The sequence below is a fragment of the Bacillus sp. YKCMOAS1 genome, from assembly GCF_030268125.1.
Classification (GTDB): Bacteria; Bacillota; Bacilli; order Bacillales; family Bacillaceae; genus Bacillus; species Bacillus safensis.
In genome coordinates this window covers 537,823-562,733 of record NZ_BSEI01000003.1, presented here as the reverse complement: position 1 = coordinate 562,733, position 24,911 = coordinate 537,823, and the positions used below count along the sequence as shown (strand labels likewise).

Annotated in this window: 27 protein-coding genes, 1 pseudogene and 1 riboswitch; of the genes and pseudogenes, 20 read left to right on the top strand and 8 right to left on the bottom strand. The window is 40.0% G+C overall.

The genetic code is table 11. The features are described from left to right. Positions 1–232: 232 nt before the first annotated feature. Entirely contained in the window at positions 233–2,335 is a 2,103-nt protein-coding gene (locus tag QSJ46_RS11940) for an ATP-dependent Clp protease ATP-binding subunit (protein WP_285604754.1), read from the bottom strand. Positions 2,336–2,580: 245 nt separating this feature from the next. Between QSJ46_RS11940 and QSJ46_RS11935 the strand changes: the two genes are divergently transcribed. From QSJ46_RS11935 to QSJ46_RS11910, 6 genes are all read left to right on the top strand, one after another. Then, positions 2,581–3,624 carry a YkvI family membrane protein gene (locus QSJ46_RS11935; protein ID WP_285604753.1) on the top strand — a complete coding sequence of 348 codons (1,044 nt, stop codon included), beginning with the start codon at positions 2,581–2,583 and terminating at the stop codon, positions 3,622–3,624. Positions 3,625–3,695: 71 nt separating this feature from the next. Then, positions 3,696–3,740, top strand: a riboswitch (PreQ1 riboswitch). 160 nt (positions 3,741–3,900) lie between these two features. Then, positions 3,901–4,557, top strand: a complete 657-nt coding sequence (gene queC / locus QSJ46_RS11930) for a 7-cyano-7-deazaguanine synthase QueC (RefSeq protein WP_024424683.1) — start codon at positions 3,901–3,903, stop codon at positions 4,555–4,557. After that, a complete protein-coding gene (gene queD / locus QSJ46_RS11925) occupies positions 4,558–4,998 on the top strand; it encodes a 6-carboxytetrahydropterin synthase QueD (RefSeq protein ID WP_047202222.1) in 441 nt (146 codons plus the stop codon). Further along, positions 4,991–5,722 carry a 7-carboxy-7-deazaguanine synthase QueE gene (queE, locus tag QSJ46_RS11920; protein WP_285604752.1) on the top strand — a complete coding sequence of 244 codons (732 nt, stop codon included), beginning with the start codon at positions 4,991–4,993 and terminating at the stop codon, positions 5,720–5,722. Before queD ends, queE begins: the two co-directional genes overlap by 8 nt. 15 nt (positions 5,723–5,737) lie before the next feature. Further along, positions 5,738–6,235 carry a preQ(1) synthase gene (gene queF, locus QSJ46_RS11915; protein WP_003211403.1) on the top strand — a complete coding sequence of 166 codons (498 nt, stop codon included), beginning with the start codon at positions 5,738–5,740 and terminating at the stop codon, positions 6,233–6,235. A gap of 454 nt (positions 6,236–6,689) precedes the next feature. Further along, the gene (locus QSJ46_RS11910; RefSeq protein WP_285604751.1) at positions 6,690–6,908 is read left to right on the top strand and encodes a hypothetical protein; all 219 of its coding nucleotides are present in this window, start codon (positions 6,690–6,692) and stop codon (positions 6,906–6,908) included. Between the two features lie 101 nt (positions 6,909–7,009). Here the strand turns inward: QSJ46_RS11910 and QSJ46_RS11905 are convergent, their stop codons facing one another. Together QSJ46_RS11905 and QSJ46_RS11900 are read right to left on the bottom strand one after the other, a co-directional pair. Next, positions 7,010–7,534 (bottom strand): GNAT family N-acetyltransferase, encoded by a 525-nt coding sequence (locus QSJ46_RS11905; protein ID WP_047203050.1) that lies wholly within the window; start codon positions 7,532–7,534, stop codon positions 7,010–7,012. Positions 7,535–7,679: 145 nt separating this feature from the next. Further along, positions 7,680–7,868 carry a YkvS family protein gene (locus tag QSJ46_RS11900; protein ID WP_003211747.1) on the bottom strand — a complete coding sequence of 63 codons (189 nt, stop codon included), beginning with the start codon at positions 7,866–7,868 and terminating at the stop codon, positions 7,680–7,682. A 167-nt stretch (positions 7,869–8,035) separates the two neighbouring features. Between QSJ46_RS11900 and QSJ46_RS11895 the strand changes: the two genes are divergently transcribed. The 3 genes and pseudogenes from QSJ46_RS11895 to QSJ46_RS11885 all read left to right on the top strand — a co-directional run. Further along, the gene (locus tag QSJ46_RS11895) at positions 8,036–8,230 is read left to right on the top strand and encodes a hypothetical protein (RefSeq protein WP_039178090.1); all 195 of its coding nucleotides are present in this window, start codon (positions 8,036–8,038) and stop codon (positions 8,228–8,230) included. A 306-nt stretch (positions 8,231–8,536) separates the two neighbouring features. Continuing rightward, positions 8,537–9,187 carry a cell wall hydrolase gene (locus tag QSJ46_RS11890; protein WP_285604750.1) on the top strand — a complete coding sequence of 217 codons (651 nt, stop codon included), beginning with the start codon at positions 8,537–8,539 and terminating at the stop codon, positions 9,185–9,187. Positions 9,188–9,468: 281 nt separating this feature from the next. Beyond that, positions 9,469–9,726: pseudogene (locus QSJ46_RS11885) on the top strand (transposase); the annotation flags it as partial. A gap of 16 nt (positions 9,727–9,742) precedes the next feature. Here QSJ46_RS11885 and QSJ46_RS11880 read toward each other — a convergent pair. The 4 genes from QSJ46_RS11880 to QSJ46_RS11865 all read right to left on the bottom strand — a co-directional run bounded on the left by QSJ46_RS11880 (position 9,743) and on the right by QSJ46_RS11865 (position 11,642). Beyond that, complete coding sequence (locus QSJ46_RS11880; RefSeq protein WP_047203052.1) at positions 9,743–10,027, bottom strand: hypothetical protein; 285 nt, start codon at positions 10,025–10,027, stop codon at positions 9,743–9,745. Next, positions 10,017–10,880 carry a tetratricopeptide repeat protein gene (locus QSJ46_RS11875; protein WP_285604749.1) on the bottom strand — a complete coding sequence of 288 codons (864 nt, stop codon included), beginning with the start codon at positions 10,878–10,880 and terminating at the stop codon, positions 10,017–10,019. The genes QSJ46_RS11880 and QSJ46_RS11875 overlap by 11 nt, the downstream gene beginning before the upstream one ends. Positions 10,881–10,889: 9 nt before the next feature. Further along, positions 10,890–11,144 carry a response regulator aspartate phosphatase gene (locus QSJ46_RS11870; RefSeq protein WP_285604748.1) on the bottom strand — a complete coding sequence of 85 codons (255 nt, stop codon included), beginning with the start codon at positions 11,142–11,144 and terminating at the stop codon, positions 10,890–10,892. Between the two features lie 327 nt (positions 11,145–11,471). Next, positions 11,472–11,642: a hypothetical protein gene (locus QSJ46_RS11865; RefSeq protein ID WP_269773457.1), complete on the bottom strand. Its 171-nt coding sequence runs from the start codon at positions 11,640–11,642 to the stop codon at positions 11,472–11,474. Between the two features lie 129 nt (positions 11,643–11,771). Between QSJ46_RS11865 and QSJ46_RS11860 the strand changes: the two genes are divergently transcribed. The 6 genes from QSJ46_RS11860 to QSJ46_RS11835 all read left to right on the top strand — a co-directional run bounded on the left by QSJ46_RS11860 (position 11,772) and on the right by QSJ46_RS11835 (position 18,298). After that, positions 11,772–11,969, top strand: coding sequence for a hypothetical protein (locus QSJ46_RS11860; RefSeq protein WP_285604747.1), 198 nt, complete (start codon positions 11,772–11,774; stop codon positions 11,967–11,969). 77 nt (positions 11,970–12,046) lie between these two features. Continuing rightward, positions 12,047–12,718, top strand: coding sequence for a hypothetical protein (locus tag QSJ46_RS11855; RefSeq protein ID WP_285604746.1), 672 nt, complete (start codon positions 12,047–12,049; stop codon positions 12,716–12,718). A 312-nt stretch (positions 12,719–13,030) separates the two neighbouring features. Further along, a complete protein-coding gene (locus QSJ46_RS11850; protein ID WP_039178095.1) occupies positions 13,031–14,347 on the top strand; it encodes a polysaccharide biosynthesis protein in 1,317 nt (438 codons plus the stop codon). Positions 14,348–14,401: 54 nt separating this feature from the next. Further along, positions 14,402–14,890, top strand: a complete 489-nt coding sequence (stoA, locus tag QSJ46_RS11845) for an endospore biogenesis thiol-disulfide oxidoreductase StoA (protein WP_285604745.1) — start codon at positions 14,402–14,404, stop codon at positions 14,888–14,890. A gap of 289 nt (positions 14,891–15,179) precedes the next feature. After that, positions 15,180–17,099, top strand: a complete 1,920-nt coding sequence (locus tag QSJ46_RS11840) for a heavy metal translocating P-type ATPase (RefSeq protein WP_285604744.1) — start codon at positions 15,180–15,182, stop codon at positions 17,097–17,099. A 104-nt stretch (positions 17,100–17,203) separates the two neighbouring features. Continuing rightward, complete coding sequence (locus tag QSJ46_RS11835; RefSeq protein ID WP_285604743.1) at positions 17,204–18,298, top strand: M24 family metallopeptidase; 1,095 nt, start codon at positions 17,204–17,206, stop codon at positions 18,296–18,298. 54 nt (positions 18,299–18,352) lie between these two features. Here QSJ46_RS11835 and QSJ46_RS11830 read toward each other — a convergent pair whose 3' ends face one another. Continuing rightward, positions 18,353–18,496 (bottom strand): hypothetical protein, encoded by a 144-nt coding sequence (locus QSJ46_RS11830; protein WP_162842493.1) that lies wholly within the window; start codon positions 18,494–18,496, stop codon positions 18,353–18,355. Between the two features lie 93 nt (positions 18,497–18,589). Here QSJ46_RS11830 and QSJ46_RS11825 point away from each other — a divergent pair, with 93 nt between their 5' ends. The 5 genes from QSJ46_RS11825 (at position 18,590) to ptsP (ending at position 24,868) form a co-directional block, all read left to right on the top strand. Next, complete coding sequence (locus QSJ46_RS11825; protein ID WP_285604742.1) at positions 18,590–19,579, top strand: LacI family DNA-binding transcriptional regulator; 990 nt, start codon at positions 18,590–18,592, stop codon at positions 19,577–19,579. Positions 19,580–19,634: 55 nt separating this feature from the next. Beyond that, positions 19,635–20,489, top strand: a complete 855-nt coding sequence (gene glcT / locus QSJ46_RS11820) for a glucose PTS transporter transcription antiterminator GlcT (RefSeq protein WP_047203060.1) — start codon at positions 19,635–19,637, stop codon at positions 20,487–20,489. A 201-nt stretch (positions 20,490–20,690) separates the two neighbouring features. After that, positions 20,691–22,790: a glucose-specific PTS transporter subunit IIBC gene (gene ptsG / locus QSJ46_RS11815; RefSeq protein ID WP_039178107.1), complete on the top strand. Its 2,100-nt coding sequence runs from the start codon at positions 20,691–20,693 to the stop codon at positions 22,788–22,790. Between the two features lie 93 nt (positions 22,791–22,883). Then, a complete protein-coding gene (locus QSJ46_RS11810) occupies positions 22,884–23,150 on the top strand; it encodes a phosphocarrier protein HPr (protein ID WP_003211078.1) in 267 nt (88 codons plus the stop codon). Next, on the top strand, positions 23,150–24,868 hold the full coding sequence (gene ptsP / locus QSJ46_RS11805; protein ID WP_107163569.1) for a phosphoenolpyruvate--protein phosphotransferase: 1,719 nt from the start codon (positions 23,150–23,152) through the stop codon (positions 24,866–24,868). Before QSJ46_RS11810 ends, ptsP begins: the two co-directional genes overlap by 1 nt. Positions 24,869–24,911: the final 43 nt, after the last annotated feature.

The window sequence follows — 24,911 nt, the reverse complement described above, 5'->3', positions numbered from 1 at the left end:
CTTTCATATAAAGGGAGTCTCCATTTAATCGTTTTGAGCTGGTTCATCTAAATGAAGCAGCTCTTTTAATTTTTCTTCATACATGATTTTGACAAGATCGTAGCTCCAATTCATCATGTGATTCACCTCTTTTTCTTTTATCGTAAAGGAAAAGAGGCGGGGGAGCGTCGGTGTTCAGATGGAACTTAGACGCCGCAACATGATGGAGATGCATATCATCCTGAAGATGTAGTTATCCTTTTTTTACGACGATTTCGTCATGTTCAACATCCACAGTAAATCCAGAAAGCTGCTCCTCTTCAAGCAAGATCTCCGTCATTTGATCTTCAACGTGCTCTTGGATGGTTCTTCGAAGTGGACGAGCACCAAATGCAGGGTGATATCCAAGCTCTGCGATTTTTTCTTTTGCTTCATTTGTGACATGGACTGTTAAATTCTGCTCTTTTAATTGCTCTGACAGCTCATTGAGCAGAAGATCAACAATCTTCACTAAATCATTTCTGTCTAATGAATCAAACTGAATGATGCTGTCAAAACGGTTCAAGAATTCTGGTTTGAAGTAGCTGCTGAGCGAATCAATGAGTGATTGTTCCTCAATCGCTTCTTCCTGATCAGACTGGAAGCCCACTTTGACCGTTTTATCTGCGCTGCCTGCGTTACTTGTCATGATGATGACTGTATCTTTAAAGCTGACTGTTCTGCCTTGGCTGTCTGTTAAGCGGCCATCTTCCATGATTTGAAGGAAGATGTGCTGTACATCTGGGTGTGCTTTTTCGATTTCATCCAGCAAAATGATGCTGTATGGTTTTCTGCGCACTTTTTCAGTCAGCTGGCCAGCTTCATCATGTCCAACATAACCAGGAGGAGAACCGATGAGTTTGGACACAGAGTGTTTTTCCATGTACTCACTCATATCTAAACGAATGATCGCATCTCTTGAACCAAATAATTCTTCAGCCAGCGTTTTAGACAATTCGGTTTTCCCGACACCTGTTGGTCCAACGAATAGGAAGGAGCCAGTCGGTCTATGTTTCGATTTTAAACCAGCTCTGCTTCTTTTCACGGCTTTCGCTACTTTTTCAACTGCATGTTCCTGCCCAATCACTCGTGCTTTTAGACGGACGTCAATTTCTTTCATTTTGGTTTGTTCGTCTGCTTGCAGTTTACCGACAGGAATGCCTGTTTTTTGTTCCACAATGGCCTGAATGTCCTCTGCTGTGACGATATGTTCTTTGTCAGTTGTTTTGTTTTGAAGTCTTGCTTCAATGGCTTCTTCTTCATCACGAAGCTTCGCTGCTTTTTCATATTGTTCTTCTTTTAGCGCAGCTTGTTTTTCTGCGGCAATTTGCGCTAATCGGTTTGTCAGTTCATCTTCACTTGCTGCATCAATGGAGAGGTTCGCTTTTGAACCAGCTTCATCCATTAAATCAATGGCTTTATCCGGCAAATGACGGTCTTGAATATACCGTGAAGATAATTGAACGCACGCTTTGACCGCTTCATCTGAATAGGTGACACCATGATAGGCCTCGTACTTATCTTGAATGCCTTTTAAGATGTCGATCGCTTCATCTTGTGTTGGCTCATCCACGATGACGGGCTGGAAGCGTCGTTCGAGTGCAGCGTCTTTTTCAATTTGGCGATATTCTTTTAAAGTTGTCGCACCTACTAGCTGCAGTTCGCCCCTTGCAAGGGCTGGTTTTAAGATGTTTCCAGCATCCATTGATCCTTCTGCAGAGCCTGCGCCCACAAGAAGGTGGATTTCATCTACAAATAAGATGATATTTTTACGGCTTTGCAGTTCTTTGATTAACTGCTTCATTCTTTCCTCGAATTGACCGCGTACACCTGTGTTTGCGACAAGTGAAGAGACATCTAATAAATAAATTTGTTTGTTCTTTAATTTATTTGGCACATCGCCGCTCGCAATTTTCAGTGCGAGTCCTTCTGCGATCGCTGTTTTCCCAACACCTGGTTCACCAATAAGAACAGGATTATTTTTATTTCTTCTATTTAAAATCTCAATGACTCTTGCGACTTCTTCATCACGGCCAATGACTGGATCAATTAAACCAGCATTTGCTCCATCTGTTAAGTTACGGCCAAGCTCATCAAGTAAGCCTTTTTGTTTTGGCTGCTCCATGTTTGGGGCATGTCCTGCTGCCTGAGAGAAGAATGAACTTCCTCCAAACAGCTGAGGTCCCATTTTCATTTTTGACTGCTCCATCAAAGAGGTATAGCAGTCTTCACATAAAACCATTTGGCTCCGGGACGAATTCACTTGCATATTCAGGCGAATAGTTGCTTCATTTACTTGACAATGTTGACAACGCATTTGCCATGACCTCCTTAAAATAAAGTTTGACTTTATTTGACCAATGAATGTTAAAGAAAATGGTCTGTTGTTTGACCATCTTTGACTATAGTATACTCTGACCTATTTTGACTTTCAACTGTTTTGCTCAAAGGCGAGTAAAAATCCTTTTTTGCATTTAATCATGGTTTGTCCTTCTTTTCAAGGAACTTGTCTCATAGGATAAAAAAAGAGACAATCGAAAGTGATGGGTGCGGAGGGGTCACATGAAACGTTCAAATGAATCCGCTTTTCAGCTTGCCTTTGTATATGTAGGAACAGTGGTTGGAGCTGGGTTTGCGACAGGAAAAGAAATCGTAGAATTTTTTGTTCGTTTTGGCTGGATTGGACTATTAGGAATTCTGATTAGCGGTGTTATTTTTACTGGCCTTGGTGCAAAAATGATGCTGATTTCGAAACGAATCAAAGCAGAATCTTATCAAGATATGAACCGTTTTTTATTTGGCACAGCTGCGAGTCGATATATTAATATTGTGATGTTTTTTATTTTACTTGGTGTTACCTCAGTCATGATTTCAGGCGCAGGGGCTATTTTTGAAGAACAGCTTGGCATATCGAAGGAGTATGGGATCTTTTTGACGATCATTCTGAGCGTCATTGTACTCTTTAAAGGTTCAAAAGGGCTATTTGGTGTTAACGTCCTTGTCGTTCCAATGCTGATTTTCTTTTCATTGATTGTGTTTCTTGATTCATTTGTTTTTAGCAGCAGTGAAAGTTATGTTCTTGCGCTGCAAATGGGTGAGGGCGAGTGGATACTATCAGCAGTCTCCTATGGTGCCTTTAATTTAGCACTGTCACAGGCAGTGTTAGTACCCGTCGCAAATGAAATGACCTCTGAAGCAGTCATTAAAAAGGGAGCGGTGCTTGGGGGCGTCATGCTGACACTCATTTTGCTTGCTTGCTTTTTATCTCTTTCTTCATTAGATATGCTGGAGGCGTTTGATATTCCAATGGCCCAGGTAGTGTATCAAGTTGCAAACTCCATTCATCTCATTTATTTATTTGTCATCTTCGGTGAAGTTTTTACATCCGTCATAGGCAATTTATACGGGCTGGAGAGACAAGTAAGGGCATATATTCGAATGAAAAGCATCTATACAATATCCCTTATTCTCATATGCTGCTATGTGATCAGTAAAATTGGTTACGGTACACTGATTTCAACGGTTTATCCGGTTTTTGGGTATGTCAGCATCTTTTTTATCCTCTTTCTTTGTCTAAAAAAAGTGCCTGCATCGCTTGATAAGTAAAGAAGGGATAGCCTGTATGAAAAATATGTGGTACACTATCCTCTGTGAAAATTGAACAAAAATCCGTGAAGACGGGAGAGGTTCTAGCAAAACCCTCTATAAAAAACTAAGGACTTGCCGTATCCTTGGATGTGGCATTTTTTATTTTTTATGGCTGGGACACCTCATACACATGTAAAGGTGTCTTTTCTTTTGAGAAAAATAGGGGTTTTATAGGAGCCTTTCAGATGCAGTGTTGTACGGTTGTACTTATCTGCAAAAGGAGGAGAACAGAAAATGAAAAATGAAAAAGCAGTCGTTGTCTTTAGCGGGGGACAGGACAGTACGACATGTTTATTATGGGCACTTCAACAATTTGAAGAGGTAGAAACAGTGACCTTTCATTATAATCAGCGTCATCAAGAAGAAATTGATGTCGCCAAAAGAATTGCTGACAAGTTAGGTGTGAAGAATCATCTATTAGATATGTCACTTTTAAATCAACTGGCACCTAATGCTTTAACAAGAGATGACATTGACATTGAGGAAAAAGAAGGGGAGCTTCCTTCCACATTTGTGCCAGGAAGAAACTTAGTGTTCTTATCCTTTGCCTCTATTCTGGCGTATCAAATTGGAGCAAGACATATCATCACTGGTGTTTGTGAGACAGACTTTAGCGGCTATCCAGATTGCCGTGACGAGTTTGTGAAATCTTGCAACGTCACAGTGAATTTAGCAATGGAAAAACCATTTGTGATTCATACACCACTGATGTGGCTGAATAAAGCAGAAACATGGAAGCTGGCAGATGAGCTCAATGCACTGGATTTTGTGAAAAATGAAACGCTCACTTGCTATAACGGCATTATTTCTGATGGCTGCGGGGAATGTCCTGCGTGTAAGCTGCGGAAAAACGGCTATGACACTTATATGGAAATGAAGGAGGCAAAATAAATGCTTTCTCAAATCTATCCACAAACCGATCATCCATTTTCATTTGAATTGAATAAAGACATGCATGTATCGGCTGCCCATTTCATCCCACGAGAAGATGCGGGCGCATGCAGCCGTGTTCATGGTCATACGTACACCATCAACATCACAATTGCGGGCGACGACCTAGATGAATCGGGTTTCCTTGTCAATTTTAGTACATTGAAGAAGCTCATTCATGGGCAGTACGATCACACGCTGCTCAATGATCACGAGGAATTCTCATCAAACGATCGATACGCGATGCCAACCACTGAGGTGGTGGCAAAGACCGTATATGACAAAGTCGCAGCGTATTTATCGACTTTAGCGAACAAGCCAACATGTGTTCAAGTCTTTGTCAGAGAAACACCAACAAGCTACTGCATTTACCGTCCGAAACGAGTTGAGATCAATGGCTAAAGCGATTCCTGTATTAGAAATCTTTGGTCCAACCATTCAAGGAGAAGGAATGGTGATTGGACAAAAAACGATGTTTGTCAGAACGGCTGGCTGTGACTACTCTTGCAGCTGGTGTGATTCCTCCTTTACATGGGACGGCTCAGCGAAGCATGATATTCAGTGGCTTGAGGCAGAAGACATTGTCAAAGAATTAAAAAGAATAGGCGGACAGGCTTTTTCTCATGTCACCATTTCAGGAGGAAACCCGGCGCTTTTAAAACAAATGGAATCCCTCATTGATTTACTGCATGAAGAGGGGATTGATACAGCGCTTGAAACACAAGGGACGATGTATCAGGAATGGTTTTTGAAAATTGATGATTTAACCATTTCCCCTAAGCCGCCAAGCTCGAATATGAAAACAGATTTTACGAAACTAACACGTATCATAGATGAGCTGAAAAACGGAAATAGATTGCAGCATGCAAGCCTGAAGGTCGTGATCTTTGATGATCGTGATCTAGCCTATGCGAAGGATGTTCATACGAAATACCCTGAGCTTCCTTTTTATTTGCAGGTAGGAAATGACGACACGACGACAGGTGATGATGCGTACTTATTGACGCATTTATTAAAGAAATATGAAGCGCTTGTAGATCAAGTCGCACAAGATCCAGACTTAAACCGCGTAAGAGTGCTGCCACAGCTGCACACGTTATTGTGGGGAAATAAACGAGGCGTATAGAAAGGAAGAGATGTCATGACGACAAGAAAACCGGAAGAATTAGAAGGTGTCACGTTACTAGGAAACCAAGGAACCAATTATTTGTTTGATTACGCACCACAAGTGCTTGAAACGTTCCCAAATAAACATACAAATAGAGATTACTTTGTGAAATTCAACTGCCCAGAATTTACATCACTATGTCCGCAAACAGGACAACCGGATTTTGCAACAGTTTATATCAGCTATATCCCAAATGAAATCATGGTCGAAAGTAAATCCCTAAAATTATATTTGTTCAGCTTCCGTAACCATGGTGACTTCCATGAGGATTGTATGAACATTATTATGAACGACTTAATCGAATTGATGGACCCAAGGTATATTGAAGTTTGGGGCAAATTTACGCCAAGAGGCGGTATTTCAATTGATCCGTATACGAACTATGGGAAACCTGGGACAAAGTATGAAGAAATGGCATCGTATCGTATGATGAACCATGATATGTATCCAGAAACGATTGATAATCGCTAATAAATAGGAAAAGACATGCCGGATGCATGTTTCAGCGTGTAGACAAACCCTCGCATTCGTTGTCAGTCCTGCGCTCCGGTTCTCACGAATGTCAAATTCGCTCCGCTCCGGTTCTCGTCCTTCCTAGACTGCAAAGGTTTTCTATCACGCTGAAATGAAGACAAAGGGCTAAAATCAAGCATTTTAGCCCTTTGTCAACAATCTGAGACATGACGGATGCATGTCTTTTTTTTATGGGATTGTAGCGATTCAATCATAAAAAAAGAGAAGAGTCATGTCACTCTTCTCATACGAATGGGAATAGAACTTGCTAGGACGGCTGGGGGCTACCAGCTCGTAAATATATTATACATGACAGAACGTATGTTTGTAAAGATGAATCATGCTTTTTTTGCTTATCACATTTGATTTAAGATAAAATAGGGGTATTGAATGGTAAATGGAGGCGTTGGATTTGGCAAACAAAGAAGAGCGGGCAGAGCAGCTGCTAATGGAGCTTAGAGAAGAGCTTCAAATGCTTGAACATCAAAACAAAGAACGGTATAAATGGAGTGCCTCCACATTGCTTGGAGTGATTGCCCTCTTGATTGATAAAGGAGTGATCACCCCTGAGGAAGTCGACATGTACAAGACGAAGGCGGAAATGCAAACCTTTCATACGCAAAAAGACTGATGCTTACTGATATGATGTATGGTGAGAAAAAGAAAAGGACATAACAAATTGATGACTCAATTGATATTATGTCCTTACTTCTGCAATTCGTTTTCACAGCATTAAACCAGCTTATACATTAAAACATCATCCCAGTATTCATGATCATTTATTTTAAATTCTTTTATTTTACGTCCTTCTTCTATAAACCCCATCTTTTTGTACAAAGAAATGGCCTTTTGATTTGTAGAGAAAACGGCTAAACTAACCTTTTCAATTGAAGGATTCTTTTCTGCCCAATGTAATAAAGCTGTTAGTAACTTTTCCCCTACGCCTAAACCTCTATAGCTCTTATGCACCATCAGCCCGAATGATCCCGTATGAGAAGTTCTTTTTCTATTTGATGAATGTTCAAAGGCTAACCATCCAATGACTTTCTCATCAGTTTGAGCAACTATGTAAGTCTCGTTTTCATTTTCAATTCTTTTCTGTATCCATTTCCTGTGTTCTATGAGGGTTTTTTTGTTTTCTTCAGGTGATGTAAGTAGATAATCTGATTCAGCAATAACTGATTTCTGTATTTCTAAAGTCATTTCAGCATCTTCCATTTTTCCAAAACGTACAATGATATCATTGGAATTTTGCATATTAGTTTCTCCTGTCTAGAGCTAATACGGCATCTTATCATTTTTTTAAAATGAAAAAGAAGGGTATTGAAATAGAAATCACCATTTGGTCAAATCGTGATATATATATACGTATGTACCGATCGTCTGTATTGAGGATTGCAAATTAATGTACGGAGTCTTTGATGATTTTATAGTTTTTATGATTAACGACTGTTAGTGAATCCAGTTCTAAATCTCTATAGTTGTCCATAATGGTGACATCCACAATGACAGAGTTTTCATTCACTTTTTCAACTACACCTGTTAAACCATTTCTAAATTCGATCACATTTCCAATTTTTGCAATCTTCAACCGATCCCTCTCCTTTAAAAACAGATTTCATTCCCTATTAAAAAGTATTTTGCAATATTTTCATACCAATGTAAAGGATAAAGACGTTTTTGTTTTGTTTTCGTTGTATGCTCTTCTAACGAATGGTATATTTAATATTTGATCATGGCTGAAAAGGAGCGGTTTTTTTGACTGAAGAACAAATCCTCACAATCATCGAATCTTTACGGAATGGGACGGAAAAACAGGTGACCATCCAAAAAGATGACTTTTTAACGTTTCGTTCTGTTTTGGTGAATCAAGATGATTTTAAACATTTTCGCGGAATCGCCAAACATGGTGGAGATGTTATTTTTGAATATCTTACAGAAGCAAGAAGCTAAAGCTTTTTCTCATTGATGAGAGAAAGCTTTTTTATTTTCGTTCTTTTGTCACACTTCAAACCACTTTGATACATATGAAAAGAAAATGTAATAACCCATAAACAGGAGCATAAGGATGATGATAGGTGAAAAAGGGACCTTTTTAAGCGCTAACAATTCCATTTTATGTGCGCAAAACTAGGACATGCCATTTAATGACGGAATTTGGACAGGCATGTAAATCTTTGTGCGTGAAAATAGAATGAGGTCTTGTTAGAGTGGACAAGTATCTTACAGCCTACTTTGATTAAAGGAGGAAAAAGGCGAATGATTAAAATTCATACAGCTCTTTTTGTCATCCTTATGCTCGTTGCAGCAATGAAGATGGACAATATACAAGAGCATCAAGACACATTAAGTCACGAACTTTCACAAGTACCTGTTAAACATCAGCTTTCATATATAGATCAAGGTCACGATCAAGTCATCCCAGCATTTTCTGAAGAGAAGCGTCAGCCAAAAGTGAAAATGCTAAGTACGTCAACAGAAGAAAAGTCTTCAAAACCGAAGCAAAAGAAAAGAGTAAAATCTGAAACGACGAATAAGGCAAGCGGCAAACAGTATTCTAATGAAGAAATGGACTTGCTTTCTCGATTGGTACACGCTGAAGCGAAAGGTGAATCTTACGAAGGGAAAAAAGCGGTGGCAAGCGTTGTCTTAAACAGGGTGGAGCATCGTTCTTTTCCTGACAGCGTGAAAGGTGTGATCTATCAGCGAAATGCTTTCCAGCCAGTATCGAATGGAAGTATTCATGATAAGGCAGATCAAGATTCCATTAAAGCTGTGAAGCAGGTAGTAAAAGAGCATGACAGAACAACAAAGGCTATCTATTTTTATAACCCAAAAACGGCAACAGATCATTGGATTCGTTCCCGCAAAATTGTAGAACGCATCGGACGTCACGTATTTGCCGTATAAAGAAAAAGAGCGATCAATGAGATTGCTCTCAGCGTGTAGACAAAGCCTACACGCTTTTTTGTATAATATGGGCAATAACATATTTCTGTGGGGGATGAATATGCTATCGAAACGTGAAGAAGAAATCAATTAGAAGTAGTTGCCTTAGATGAATTAGTGCCTGAAGCTCATTTTGATTTCGTTTATGATCTTGTCAAAGGATCATTATAGTTCAGACAATGGCAGATCAAGTGTGGATATTGTTGTCCTCATTAAAATGGTTTTGATCTAATATCTATTTGCAGGACAATCTAGATGAAGCAGACCATCTGAGACTCACACAAATGAATAAGGACATCTATGCAAAAGGAAAGAGACAATAGAACGTGTTTTTGCAGATGCAATAGAAAAAGCATGGTATGCGATGGACGAAACTTCGAGGACTGAAAAAAGTTTCAATGCAAGCGATGCTTACTTTCGCGGCCATGAAATCAAAATTAGTGAAAACCCCACTTTTACTCGAAGTAAAGGTGGGGCTTAACTACGGTCTTAGACCCTAAAGGTCTGTTTGATTCATCAAGTAGATAACCTAGAATCACGTGTTCCAAAACGAATATCCGGATTTACACTAGAACGTGTTCCATTTCTTACAGAAAAATCGTTATCATGTTGAGATAAAGTTATAAGAGGAAAATCTTGAGTAGTAACGCTACTGCCTGTAGCATTTCTTACAGTCAGATCAGTTGATTCTGGAGAAGTAGCATTTCTTGAATTCACATCAAAATTGACAGATGATAAAGAGATCACACCTAGCAATGCTGAAGCACTCAAAAAACCAGTAAGAACCGTTTTAAAATTCATATGAACAGTCGCCCCTTTGGATTTGTTTTCGGGCGTACATCACTTTTTCATACATTTTTACAGATTCATCCATACGCCCATTCTCATTATAGTACCGAGCCGCTTCGAGCGCTAGGTCTTCCATGTATGGATAACCCCTCTCATTCTCTAATTTTTCCAACGAGCTCAAGACCTCACTTAGGTTTGCTGTTTTTAAAAATATAATTTCCAATACCATTAGTAACGATAAAAACAGATCATTTTTTCTATTCTTCGCTTCTTCCAAGCCTCTTTTGAAAAATCTTTCTCCCTCAATAAATTCCTTTTGACTCAAATGAAATAACGATAATTCATAATAAACCAAAAGCAACTCTGTAGCATGAATAGGCTCTCCTTCAAGAATCACCTGATTAAAATAAGCTAGTGCCCTATTAAAATCACCTAATCCTTTATAACAACAACCAATATTAAATAATGACTTCACAATCATTGGCTTATTAGAAATTGCCTTAGATTTTTCTAAAGCTGACAATAAATGAGGAAGCGCCTTTTCTCTGCATTCAAAATCAATGAAATTACCTGCCATAACAGTTAGACAATTAATTTCTCGAATCATATAAAGTGAATTGCTCTTATGTGCCTTATAAGTATCATAAGAAAGACCAACGTAATACATAGACACGTGGGTCTGTTTCATGTGATAAAACACTTCTGATAATTTGTAATAAAATTCCGCTCTTTCTAACTCATCTCCTACTTGCTCCAAGCGCTTTTCCGCGCGCTTATAGAACACAATAGCTCTAATAAACTCACCATTTTTGAATTCATACATTCCTTGAAAAAAATTAAAATAGTATTCAAGAATGGCTGACATTTTCTTTCCTTATCCTTCTACAGCTTTCAAGTAATCCGACTTTTCAAGTGGTTCTTTAGAAGGCTGCACATAGTCTGTCATCAAATGATGACGGAATTCCATCAACTGAAAATAAAGAACCGCCTGTTCATCTTCTTCCATGACATCGATATCTTTTCTAACCTCTTCTCTTAGCATATGGGCCTCTTTCACATTGAATCTTTTTATATGCTTATACCAATCATTGATCTTGATCGCTACAACTGGAGACGGTATAGACGCCATCTACAATCCCCCCTAGAAAACCAATTTTTAATAAATGTTAGCATAATAATTCCTAATAAAACCCTTTTTAACCATTTATGTGTAAATTTTCGGCATGTCGCAATAACTTTTTAAGCAAGTAGGACACAAGGTATATCTGTTTTTAGATGCTATCGTAGCAGTTAAAATGGCAAACGTTTTTAAATCCCATATAAGCGCACTTAAAGCGTCACACTATAAAAAAATAAACGTGCTTAGAATCGAATATAAACGCTATTGGTGGTGTTTTTGAAATAGGCGCCATGTATTTTAAGAAACAAAAAAACAGGCTGAAGAGCCTGTTCTTTATTATCCAGTGATGACCATATTGATGAAAGGGACACTCAGTAAAAAGAATACAACGGCAAAAAGAACTTTATACCCCATCTCTTTTTCTTTATTATTTTTACGTTTTTTCATATAAACAGCAAAATAAGAAGCACCGATTAACATCATCAATACTGGTACTACAGTCATCATAAATTCTCCCCCAAAATAAAAGAACCTATATTGCGGTCACCGCAACCCAAAAAGGAATTTTCCAATGAATTCCCAAATGTAAATCAATCAATGATAGGATGAAAACATGTCAAAAAAGGAGGGAGAACTATGACTTATGCTGTTTTATTTTTCCGCCGCCACTTAATAAAAGTCACTGAAAACACAATAAGTAAAATCGCAATAAGCTTGAAAATAAAGCGAGTGAAGAAAGTAGCATCTTCGAACTCCGTTGCAAAAATACAAGCTCCTATGATTATCCCGATCATGCCTACTACCCAATTACAAAACACATCAACCACTCCCTAATTACCTTTTTTTAAAAGAAAAGCATTTTTTATCCATATGTATATTATCGCACAAAAAACAAGGGGGAAATATCCAAATTGAAAAAGTTCATAATCGTGCTTTTAGGCCTGACGCTATTTTTAACAGTTCCATTACAAACCGTAGCCGCAGTAACCCATCAACCTCAAGAAATTAAAGAATCTTATCAAACCGAAATTGAAGGTAAGGTACATACTTTCAATTCTGTGACCAAAGGCAGCACTCAAACTATAACGATTGATAATGGCGAACGAGTTGATACCGTCTCTTTTGACCGAGAAAAAAAAGAACTTCGTATCAACAATGAATTAGTTGAGTTAGAGGAATTTAAAGAAGCTGGAAAAGAATTAATCAATGAAGACAGCGAGATTAGCACAAAGTTAAACAAAGATTACCAATGGAGACTTGTAAAAAACTATAAAAACAAATTCAACATCACTGTTGCTATTGTCGCTCTTGTGACAGGTGCTATTTTAGCATTACCAACGGGGACCGGTGCTATAGCTGGCGCAGTTTTGACACTGAAAGCAGTAGCCATAATTGCTACAGCAGTAACATCCGCTTCAGGATCAACAGGTCAAAAAGTCTTTCATTACACATTCAAAACGTACTACAGTCCGAAAAACGGCTACTGGAACAACAAATTTGTCTTATCTGTCTACAAAGATTCAAAGCGCAAAAAACTTCTAAAAAAGGTTAGCCATCAAACACGACTCGGAAAAAAATATTAAAAAAGAAGCAGGCTCCAGTAAGAGCCTGCTTCAGATTGTTGACAAAGGACTAAAATGTTGTTTATTTTAGCCCCTTGTCTTCTTAATCGTGATATGAAAATCCCTAAATTTTAGAAAGGACGAGTATTGGCGCGGAGCAAGTTTGACATTCGTGAACACTAGCACGTGGGACTGACATCAATAGCGAGGGTTTGTTTACATGCATAGAGCGATCAATGAGATTGCTCTTTTTTTGTCTTCAATTATTAAAATATTTTTTGGACTTGTCTCATAGAATGTGAAAAGAATTTGCTTTAGACAAGGGGAGGCTACATGAATCGATTTGTAAAAGGGGTCATTCTGCTATCTGTCGCAGCTTTTATTGCGGAGTGTATCGAGTTTTTAGTCAATATGATTTTAGCGAGAGAGCTTGGAGAACATGGAATGGGTTTATATATGAGTATCCTTCCAATCATCATGCTTGTCCTTGTGATCGCCAGCTTAGAGCTGCCAGTCTCCATTTCTAAATTCATTGCAGAATCACATGAGCGTCTCCACAAAAGTATGCTCCGTCATGCCTTTAAAATGACGCTTGTGGTGACAAGTACAACAACAGGTATAGCAGCCATTGTACTGCCTTTCATTCCAGTGTTTCAGTCGTATCATCCGCTTATGAAGGGCCTAGTGCTGTCACTTATCCCGATTATTGCGTTTACCTCCATTGCCCGCGGCTACTTTATGGGAAAGCAGCAAATGGGCAGAATCGCTCTAGCCAATATGATGAAGAAAACGATCCAGCTGATCTGCTTATTTTTGTTTTTTCATTGGTATTCGTTTGATATTGAAACAGCAGTTCTCATCGCCATCGGTGTCATTGTTGCGAGTGATCTTGTCGTCTTTATTTATTTATACTCCCAATACGTCATGGCGAAAAATGCTGTGAATGTCAGGTCTGTTGAATTAAGAGGGATTGATGTGCGAAAGCGCCTATTAGCCGTTTCCATACCGACAACGGGCATGCGCATCTTTCATGCGATCGCTAATGCGGTTGAACCATTTTTAATCAAAGGAGCGCTCGTTGCAGCAGGCATCTCTGGAACACTTGCTGTTGATCATTACGGCATGCTGGCTGGTGTCGCGATGTCGATCGGTTTTTTCCCAGCGTTTATCGCTCATTCGATCATGATTGTGATGATTCCGAGTGTCTCTGAAGCCTATGCTTTAGGTCAGTATGATCTTGTGAAAAAACGGGTCAGACAGGCGATTCTCATAACGTTTGGATACGGGGTGCCGGCAGTGATGGTCATGTATTATTTTGCTTACCCGCTCACACAGCTCTTTTTTGATTCACCGCAAGCTGCTGTCTATTTACAGCTGCTTTGGCCATACTTTTTATGCCACCTGTTTGTGATGCCGTTTCAAGCGTGTTTAATCGGTATGGGGCTCATCAAAGATGTGTTCCTACATAATATATGGGTGCATGTCGTCTCTTTTTCTATGGTGTATTTCCTCGGTTCAATGGAAAGCCTGAATATGATGGGGGTTATTTTAGGGATGAACACAGGCATGCTGCTTTTGACTGCTCTGCATTATGCGACGATTTGTAAGGAGCTCGGCGTTTCAATGTTTCTTACATTGAAAAAAGCTTGAATGTCATCGCCATCGAGAGGGCAAGCTATAAGAAAACTGGGAAGGAAGATCCTGATGAATCGTAAACATCTACCCGCCAGTCTTCTAATGATGACCATGCTGCTATTTCTAATGAGCGCAGCAGCGGAAGCAAAAGAGCCTATTATGGCGCCAAGAATAGAGGCACCGACATTAACTGGAGAAATGCAGATGGTTCCCGCAAAAGGGAAAAAGACCATTTTGCATTTTTGGACAACATGGTGTCCGTCCTGCAAAATGGAGCTGCCCGAATTTGAACAGATTGTGAAAGAAAATCAGAGTGATGTTGACATATTGACCGTGAATTTACTAGGTGCTGAACAAAGTAAACATGCTGTTGCCCAATTTGTGAAAGACAGAAGGTTTACATTTCCGATCATACTAGATGAACACGGAGAAATGATGAAGAAATATCAAATTATCACCATTCCAACGACCTTTTTGATTAATGAAAAAGGGGAAGTGGTGAAAAATCATGTAGGTCCACTGACGAAAAAACAAATCAAAGAGTGGACGAATTCGTAGAACCAATCCTTTCTGTGAAAGAACCAATTCTGTTGGTTCTTTTTTGTGTTCATTTGCTTTTCATCTGAATACACTGTGCTCAGAAGAAGAAGGAACGGTCTATATCAATAATGATAATTATTATCAAAAAGAAATTATAATAATTATTAATTGAAAATTGTTCAGAACCTGTTATAATGAGTTACAGACCAATAAAAAGCTTGAAATAGCAGAAAATATAGATGGAATAAGAAACGGGCAACGATTGATAATGTGAAAACGATTATCAATTAGAGAGGAGAAAACAATCATGAATGAGAATACAGCACTTTACCAAACGACAAATCAAAAGGAATCGAAATGGTCCTTACATAAATGGGCACAGCACGGAGAATTAATTGCAGCAGGGATATCGGGGATTCTCATTTTAATTGGATGGATTCTAAAGGATGAGAGCATGTGGAGCATTCCTCTTTTCATCCTGGCATTTGTCATTGGTGGTTTTGCAAAGGCGAAAGAAGGAATTGAAGAAACGATTTCGTCTAAGACCTTGAATGTGGAACTTTTAATGATTTTCGCAGCAATAGGCTCAGCTCTGATCGGCTATTGGGCAGAAGGCGCTATTTTAATTTTTATTTTCTCACTGAGTGGTGCGCTAGAAACGTATACGTCAAATAAAAGCAAGAAAGATTTAACAGCATTAATGAGCATTGCACCAGATGAAGCAACTTTAATTGAAGAAGATGGTACGACCATTCAAATCGCCGCTTCATCATTAACACCAGGTGACCGTATTATGATCAAAGCCGGGGAACGCATTGCGGCAGATGGTGTGATTTTAAGCGGGAGAACAAGTGTGGACGAATCTGCACTTACAGGCGAATCTGTTCCACAGGAAAAAGGGCAGGGGGAAGACGTCTTTGCAGGAACAGTGAACTTAAATGGTTCCTTAACAGTGGAAGTCACTAAACATAATGAAGAAACGCTTTTCCATAAAATTATTAAACTTGTCGAATCCGCTCAAGAAAGTGTTTCGCCAAGCCAGGCATTTATTGAAAAATTCGAGGGTGCCTATGTAAAAGGTGTGCTGATCACCGTTGCGATTTTAATGGTTCTGCCTCATTTTGTACTCGGCTGGAGTATGAGTGAAACCTTCTACCGAGCAATGGTGTTTATGGTCGTTGCTTCACCTTGTGCTCTAGTTGCATCCATAATGCCGGCAGCACTGTCATTGATCTCAAATGGCGCGAGAAATGGAATGCTTGTCAAAGGTAGTGTCTTTTTAGAAAAACTAGGCACAAGCAGCATGATTGCTTTTGATAAAACGGGGACAATTACAAGCGGGAAGCCAGCCGTAGAACAAGTCGTCATCGCTAAAGGGCAGGATGAATCTGCTTTTTATCAGGCACTCTATCAAATTGAGAGCCAATCAAACCACCCATTAGCGAAAGCAATTTCTGATATGGCAAAAGAGCACCAAACAGAAAGATCAGTCCATGTCACCATTGAAGAAACCTCTGGATTTGGTGTGAAAGCACAATTAAATGGGGAAACGTGGCGGATTGGGAAGAAAGACTTCGCTGGTAAGGCGTCAATCGACCGCGAGATGGAAGAGACCGGTGATGACCTTTCAGCGCAAGGATACACAGTGGTCTACGTTCAAAAGGGTGAAGAAGTTGTTGGCTGTCTTGGTCTTAAGGATCAAATCAGACCTGAAGCCAAAAAAATGATTCAAGAACTAAATGATTTAGGCATCCAAACCGTCATGCTGACAGGAGATCAGCATAAAACGGCTGAAGCGATTGCGCAGGAAGCCGGTATCCAAGCTGTCGTGGCTGAATGTCTTCCAGATGAAAAGGTACATGAGGTCAATCAATTAAAAAAACAAGGTAATTCAATCATCATGGTAGGAGACGGAATCAATGATGCGCCAGCACTCGCCACAGCAGATGTTGGGGTTGCGATGGGCGGAGGTACAGACGTTGCTTTAGAGACTGCGGATCTCATCTTAATGAAGAACAATTTAAATAACCTAACAAAGATGATCCGTCTTTCAAGAAAAATGAATCGAATCATTAAGCAAAACATTGTTTTCTCATTAACGGTGATCTGTCTGTTAATTTGTGCGAATTTCTTACAAGTGCTTGATTTGCCTTTTGGCGTCATCGGGCATGAAGGAAGTACGATTTTGGTCATTTTAAATGGTCTGCGTCTGCTTCGTGCATCTTAATTCAATCATCAGGGCGCACTGGATCCATGCCAGTGCGCTTTTGTGCGAAATACAGCAAAAACTGATACAATGGATCAGTAGTAAAACGTGTGAGGAGGATCATGATGAACCGAATGAAGAGCTTGTCTTCCTGGCTTAAGAAAGAAGACATTCAAGGTGCATTTATACATACAAAGGAAAATGTGTTTTATCTATCTGGATACTTCACAGAGCCGCATGAAAGAGTGATGGGGCTGTTTGTGTTTCAAGAGGCAGAACCATTTTTTATTTTGCCTAAAATGGAAGTCGAGCAGGCAAAAAATGCAGGATGGTCCGGCGATATCATTGGATATGAAGATCATGAGAATCCATTTGATTTCATTCAATCAGCGATAGAAAAACGGGGTGTTCATGCCGAGCGTCTTGCGATTGAAAAAGAATCGATACCGCTTCAAAGAGCAGAGCAGCTCCAAGCTGTCACGGGGGCAGAAACTTTCGTCCGGGCTGAAAATGAGCTCAATCAGCTCAGACTGATTAAAGATGAATCTGAAATTGCTACACTCAAAAAAGCGGCACAATTAGCAGATGAAGGTGTAAAAATTGGGGTTAACGCCTTAAAAGAAGGAATCACGGAAACAGAAGTTCTCGCTGTCATTGAATATGAACTAAAGAAAAAAGGCATTCAAGGCATGTCCTTTTCTACCATGGTTCTCTTTGGTGAAAAATCAGGCGAGCCTCATGGAAATCCGGGGCAGGCAGCCTTAAAAAAAGGCGATTTTGTGTTATTTGATCTTGGCGTTATTGTCGATGGATATTGCTCAGACATCACAAGAACATTCATCTATCAGGAAGCTTCTGAAAAACAAAAGGACATTTATCAAACGGTCTTAAATGCAGAAATGGCAGCACTTGAAATGAGTAAGTCCGGCGTGAGAATCGGTGATCTTGACTTAAAAGCCCGCGGGCTGATCACTGAAGCGGGATATGGTGAATATTTCCCGCATCGCCTCGGACATGGGTTAGGGGTTTCTGTTCATGAGTTTCCTTCTATGAGTCAGGCAAATGACGACCTTCTGCAAGAAGGTATGGTGTATACGATTGAACCAGGAATTTATGTCCCGGGAGTCGGCGGCGTAAGAATTGAAGATGATGTTCTCATTACGGCAGATGGTCCAGTCACTTTAACCAATTATCCGAAAGAGCTGACGATCATCAAATAATGAAAAAAATCACGATGAACGTCCAGGTCTTGGAAGCGTCATCGTGATTTTTTATCACTCTTCTCGATCCTTATCAACAAAAAAATCATCAATTGATTGAAACGGTTTGATTTTATGTTCTTTTCCTAAAGGATGTAATGCAAAACGAGCAGAAAACAAAACAGTCATACATAATATAATCCATATGATGAAACCCATCTTGAATTCCCCTTTCCATCCAGTGATTTGTTTAGCTCACATACATCTTAAAGTATGAAACGCTTACCATATCAAGAGAAAGTAGGAGAAAAAATGGCAAACATAAGGGAGATTGCGAAAAGAGCGGGTGTATCTGTGACAACCGTATCACGTGTGTTGAATGAGCATCCTTATGTTAAAGAAGAAAAAAGGGAACGTGTTCTACAAGCGATGAAAGAGCTCAAATATACGAGAAACATCCAGGCGGTCCATTTAGCAAAGGGCTATTCGAATATGCTTGGCATCGTCCTTCCAAACATTGAACATTCTTATTTCAGCGCACTCGTCACAGGTATTGCAGAAAAAGCACAGGCGCGCGGCATGCATTTTGCTTTATTTCAAACAGGATATGATCCATTAAAAGAAAAAGAAGCGTTAATGAGTTTAAAAGAGCGCCGTGTGGATGGTTTAATATTTTGTTCAAATGCGCTAAGTGATAGGCACATTTTAAAATGGCAGGAATCTGGACCGATTATATTTTGTCATCCTGCGCCGCACGGTAAGTGCTCAACCGTGTCGATTGCACATGATCAAGCATTTAAGGAGGGCCTGCATCATTTGGCGGCATGCGGACATCAACGAATTGCGATCGTTCTTGCGAGAACAGAAGGAGCAAATAGCGAGTCGCGCCTTCAAGCTTATCAAGATATGATGCAATCCCTCGGGCAGGCCATTGATGAGGAATGGATCATCGAAGGGAAGTTATCCCTGCTTGATGGGAAGCACTTATTTGCAGAATGGCAGAAAATGAAAAATCGTCCTACAGCTTTATTCATTACAAATGACGAAGTCTCTGCAGGCTTTTTATTAGAGGCGCAGCGTCATGACATAAAAGTAGGAGAATCACCAGCCATACTCAGCTTTCAAAATAACCAATTGAGTGAGGCGCTAGGTATTTCCAGCATTCATATTCCCCTCAAACAAATGGGGCAGGAAGCGTTTGACTTGTTTGACCGGTCATTAAAGGGAGAGAAATCAGAAAAAAGAATGCTGCCATTTCGCCTGATTGAGCGAACAACAACCGTTTTGAAAAACAATCGTTGACGCACGTTTCATCTGTTTTGTACGATAAGAGGGATTGAAAAAGAAGGAGGTGGGGATGTTCATGGAATCCTTCACCGTTGATAAAGCGTTAAATAATAATGTCATCATCGCAAGGCACCCTTCTTTGGGCGAAGTGGTTCTGATTGGGAAAGGAATTGGCTTCGGTAAAAAATCGGGGGATGCTCTCGATCAAGACGTGTTTGAAAAAATGTTTGTGTTAAAAAACACGAAGGAACAAACAGAATATAAACAACTGCTTCATCATATTGATGAGAACATGATCGAGCTTGCCAATGACGTCATTTATCATATACGAGAAAAAATGGGACAACGCTTGAATGAGCATATTCATGTTGCACTGACCGACCATATTGCGTTTAGTTTTAAGCGGGTGCAGCAAGGCTATGATATCACGAACCCTTTTATGCTTGAGACGCAATCGCTATACCCGAAAGAATACGAGGTCGCAAAGGAAGTCGTTGAACTGATTAACGAGCGGCCAGATGTCAAAACGAAGCTGCCAGAAGGGGAAATTGGCTTTATAGCGCTCCATATCCATTCAGCTTTGACGAATCGGCCTTTATCTGAGGTGAACCGTCATTCGCAGCTGATTACACAAATGGTCCAAGTCATAGAAGATTCATTTCATATGAAAGTAGACAGAGAAAGTATTCATTATTTACGCTTATTACGACATATTACGTTTTCAATTGAACGTATTAAACGGGGAGAATCTTTAGAGGAGCCAGAAAAATTGCTTCATCTATTGAAAAATGAATATCCTTTATGCTACAATACTGCTTGGAAAATGATCAAAATTTTGCAGCATGCATTGAAAAAGCCTGTACAGGATGCTGAGGCTGTCTACCTGACACTTCATCTGTACAGATTGACAAATAAAATTTCATAGTTTCCTTGAAACGTGTAACTGATTCGATCAGGCATGAGTGACTTAAGGTAAATACAGGATAAGATCCTGTTATTTGCGCAACCTTATATCACCATGCCTTTTTTGCGTTTGAAAGTGAAATGTAAACGGTTAATTATGAAATGTACGTCAGGGAGCAGCCCAAATGTATGTTGTAAGCGAAAACAAAAGGAGGTTCAACCAGTGTTTAAATCACTTTTTGGTGTGTTGCAAAAAATTGGACGAGCTCTTATGCTTCCAGTTGCGATCCTTCCTGCTGCCGGTATTTTACTAGCACTTGGGAATGCGATGCAAAATCCGCAGCTGATTGATGTAGCTCAATTTTTAAGCAATGATACAATTCAGCTTGTTGCAAGTGTCATGGAGAATGCGGGGAACATCGTCTTCTCGAATCTTCCGCTATTATTTGCTGTAGGGGTTGCCATCGGTCTTGCCAATGGAGACGGAGTGGCAGGGATTGCCGCTATCATCGGTTACCTTGTCATGAACGTAACGATGAGTGCCGTATTAATGGCTAACGGATCTATTCCATCCGATTCAATCAAATTGGCTAAGTTCTTTAAGGAAAGCCATCCAGCATATGTGAATATGCTCGGTATACCGACCTTGTCTACCGGCGTTTTTGGCGGGATTATCGTCGGGGTATTAGCCGCTTATATGTTTAATAAATTTTACAAAATTGAGCTCCCGCAATATCTTGGTTTCTTTGCTGGTAAGCGTTTTGTTCCAATCGTCACTTCTATTTCAGCACTTATTTTAGGGCTTTTGATGCTAGTCATTTGGCCGCCAATCCAAGGTGCATTAAACTCATTTTCAACAGGACTGCTTGCAGCGAATGAGCCGCTGGCTGCCTTTGTATTCGGAGTCATTGAACGCTCATTAATTCCGTTTGGTCTGCATCACATATTCTACGCACCATTCTGGTATGAATTTTTTAGCTATAAGAGCTTATCAGGAGATATTATCCGTGGTGACCAGCGTATTTTCATGGCGCAAATCAAAGATGGTGTTCAGCTGACAGCTGGTACATTCATGACAGGGAAATATCCATTCATGATGTTCGGTCTTCCAGCAGCAGCTCTTGCGATTTACCATGAAGCAAAACCAAAGAATAAAAAGCTTGTAGCAGGAATTATGGGATCAGCGGCCCTTACTTCTTTCCTAACAGGGATCACTGAACCGCTTGAATTCTCATTCTTGTTTGTAGCACCGATATTATTTGCGATTCACTGTGTATTTGCTGGATTATCCTTTATGATAATGGATATTCTAAACGTGAAAATCGGGATGACCTTCTCAGGAGGGTTAATCGACTTCTTCCTATTTGGTATCCTTCCGAATAGAACCGCTTGGTGGCTTGTCATTCCAGTAGGTCTCGTACTTGCTGTCATTTACTACTTCGGATTTAGATTCGCCATTCGCAAATTTAATCTGAAAACGCCAGGCCGCGAGGATGAAGCAGCAGACGGAGCAAGTGAGGCAAAGTCTGAAAAAGGGAATGACTTGCCTTATGAAATCCTTGAAGCAATGGGTGATCAAGAAAACATTAAGCACCTTGATGCTTGTATCACGCGTTTACGTGTTACTGTCAATGATCAGAAGAAAGTGGACAAAGACCGCTTGAAAAAGCTTGGCGCTTCTGGTGTTCTCGAAGTAGGGAACAACATCCAGGCAATTTTCGGCCCGCGTTCTGATAATTTAAAAACACAAATGCAGGATATCATTGCAGGCCGCACGCCTCGTCCAGCGAAAGACCCTTCTGCAAAAGAAGAAGTCAGCCAGCAGGTCGAAGAAGTCATTGCAAAGCCGCTTCAAAATGAACAAGGGGAAGAAATTTTTGCTTCACCAATTACAGGGGAGCTTCATCCAATTACAGATGTACCAGATCAAGTATTCTCAGGGAAAATGATGGGTGACGGTTTCGCTATCTTGCCAACAGATGGAACGGTTGTTTCACCGGTAAGAGGGAAGATCTTAAATGTGTTCCCGACGAAACACGCCATTGGCCTGCAATCTGACGGTGGACTTGAAATTTTAATCCACTTCGGAATTGATACGGTCGGCCTCAAAGGAGAAGGATTTGAAGCATTTGTACAAGAGGGAGATCAAGTAGAAATCGGTCAAAAACTTTTAGAGGTTGATATTGATAAAATTAAGTCTGAAGTACCATCTTTGATGACACCAATTGTATTTACCAACTTAAGTGAAGGACAATTTATTGACCTTCAAGAATCCGGTGAAATCAAAGCTGGACAAGAAAACATCATGAAAATTTCAAAATAATTTTCATAACTGCCGTTCTTGTTAGATGACAAGCTCGGCAGTATGATATAATATTGTGGATGTATTAATTGTATAAAAAGGAGATTGATAAAAATGGCTCAACAAACATTCAAAGTAACTGCAGATTCTGGAATTCACGCACGTCCTGCAACAGTTCTTGTACAAACTGCTAGTAAATATGATGCTGATATCAACTTAGAATATAATGGTAAAACAGTGAACCTGAAATCTATTATGGGTGTAATGTCTCTAGGAATTGCGAAAGGTGCTACAATCACAATCTCTGCTTCTGGTTCTGATGAAAATGATGCACTTGCTGCGCTTAAAGACACAATGAAAAGTGAAGGCCTAGGCGAGTAATGCAACAACTGAAAGGAATCGGTGCTTCAGCAGGCGTTGCAATTGCAAAAGCATATCGTCTGGAAGAACCAGATTTAACAGTTCACCAAAAAGACATCAACGATCCAGAGACAGAAGTGAAGCGTTTTGAAGAAGCAATTCATGTTTCTAAACAAGAACTTGAAGCAATTAAAGAACATGCGCTAAAAGAACTTGGCCAAGACAAAGCAGATATCTTTTCTGCCCACCTTCTTGTGTTAAGTGATCCTGAACTGCTTAACCCAGTAAAGGATAAAATTAGTGCTGACAAAGTAAATGCTGAATTTGCTTTAAAAGAAACAGCGACGATGTTTGTCACAATGTTCGAAGCAATGGACAACGAATACATGAAGGAACGTGCAGCGGATATTCGCGACGTCACAAAACGTGTTATTGGACATTTGCTAGGCGTTGACATTCCAAATCCAAGCATGATTTCTGAAGAAGTCATCATTATAGCTGAAGATTTAACACCTTCTGATACTGCTCAGCTGAACAGACAATTTGTTAAAGGCTTTGCGACAGATATCGGCGGTCGTACTTCTCACTCAGCGATCATGGCAAGATCTATGGAGATTCCAGCAGTTGTTGGGACAAAAGAAGCAACAAAAACGGTGAAAAACGATGATCTAATCATTGTGGATGGTATTACTGGAGACGTCATCATTCAGCCTTCTGAAGATGAAGTGAAAGCGTATCAAAAAAAGCATGAAGACTACTTAGCTCAAAAAGCGGAATGGGCGAAACTTGTTGACCAGCCAACGGTTACAAAAGACGGCGTTCACGTAGAGCTTGCTGCAAATATCGGAACACCTGAAGATGTAAAAGGTGTACTTGAAAATGGCGGCGAAGCAGTCGGATTGTACCGTACTGAATTTTTATACATGGGCAGAGACCAGCTTCCTACAGAAGAAGAGCAGTTCGATGCGTATAAAACCGTTCTAGAGAAGATGGAAGGGAAAGCAGTGGTTGTTCGCACACTAGATATTGGTGGCGATAAAGAACTTCCTTACTTGCAGCTTCCAAAAGAAATGAACCCGTTCCTTGGCTATAGAGCTATTCGCCTTTGCCTGGAAGAGCAGGAGATTTTCAGAACTCAACTACGCGCCTTACTTCGTGCAAGTACATATGGAAACTTGAAAATCATGTTCCCTATGATCGCGACATTATCAGAATTTAGAGAAGCAAAAGCCATTTTACTTGAAGAAAAAGAAGCATTGGTTGCCGCCGGTACAGACGTTTCTGATTCCATTGAAATCGGAATGATGGTAGAAATTCCATCAACGGCTGTCATCGCAGACCAATTTGCAAAAGAAGTAGATTTCTTCAGTATTGGAACGAATGATTTGATTCAATACACAATGGCTGCTGATCGAATGAACGAACGAGTGTCTTATCTTTACCAGCCTTACAACCCAGCAATTTTACGTCTCATTACGCTTGTGATTGAAGCAGCGCATAAAGAGGGTAAATGGGTCGGCATGTGCGGTGAGATGGCAGGAGATGAAATCGCAATCCCGCTTCTACTTGGATTAGGATTAGATGAATTCTCAATGAGTGCAACATCCATTCTTCCAGCTAGAACACAGCTAAGCAAGCTATCTAAGGAAGAAGCTGCATCATTTAAAGAGCATATTTTATCACTTAGCACAACAGAAGAAGTGGTTGATTTCGTCAAGGAAACATTTCAACAGAACTAAGTGAATGAAAACCAGACAGGTGAAACTGTCTGGTTTTTTTGTC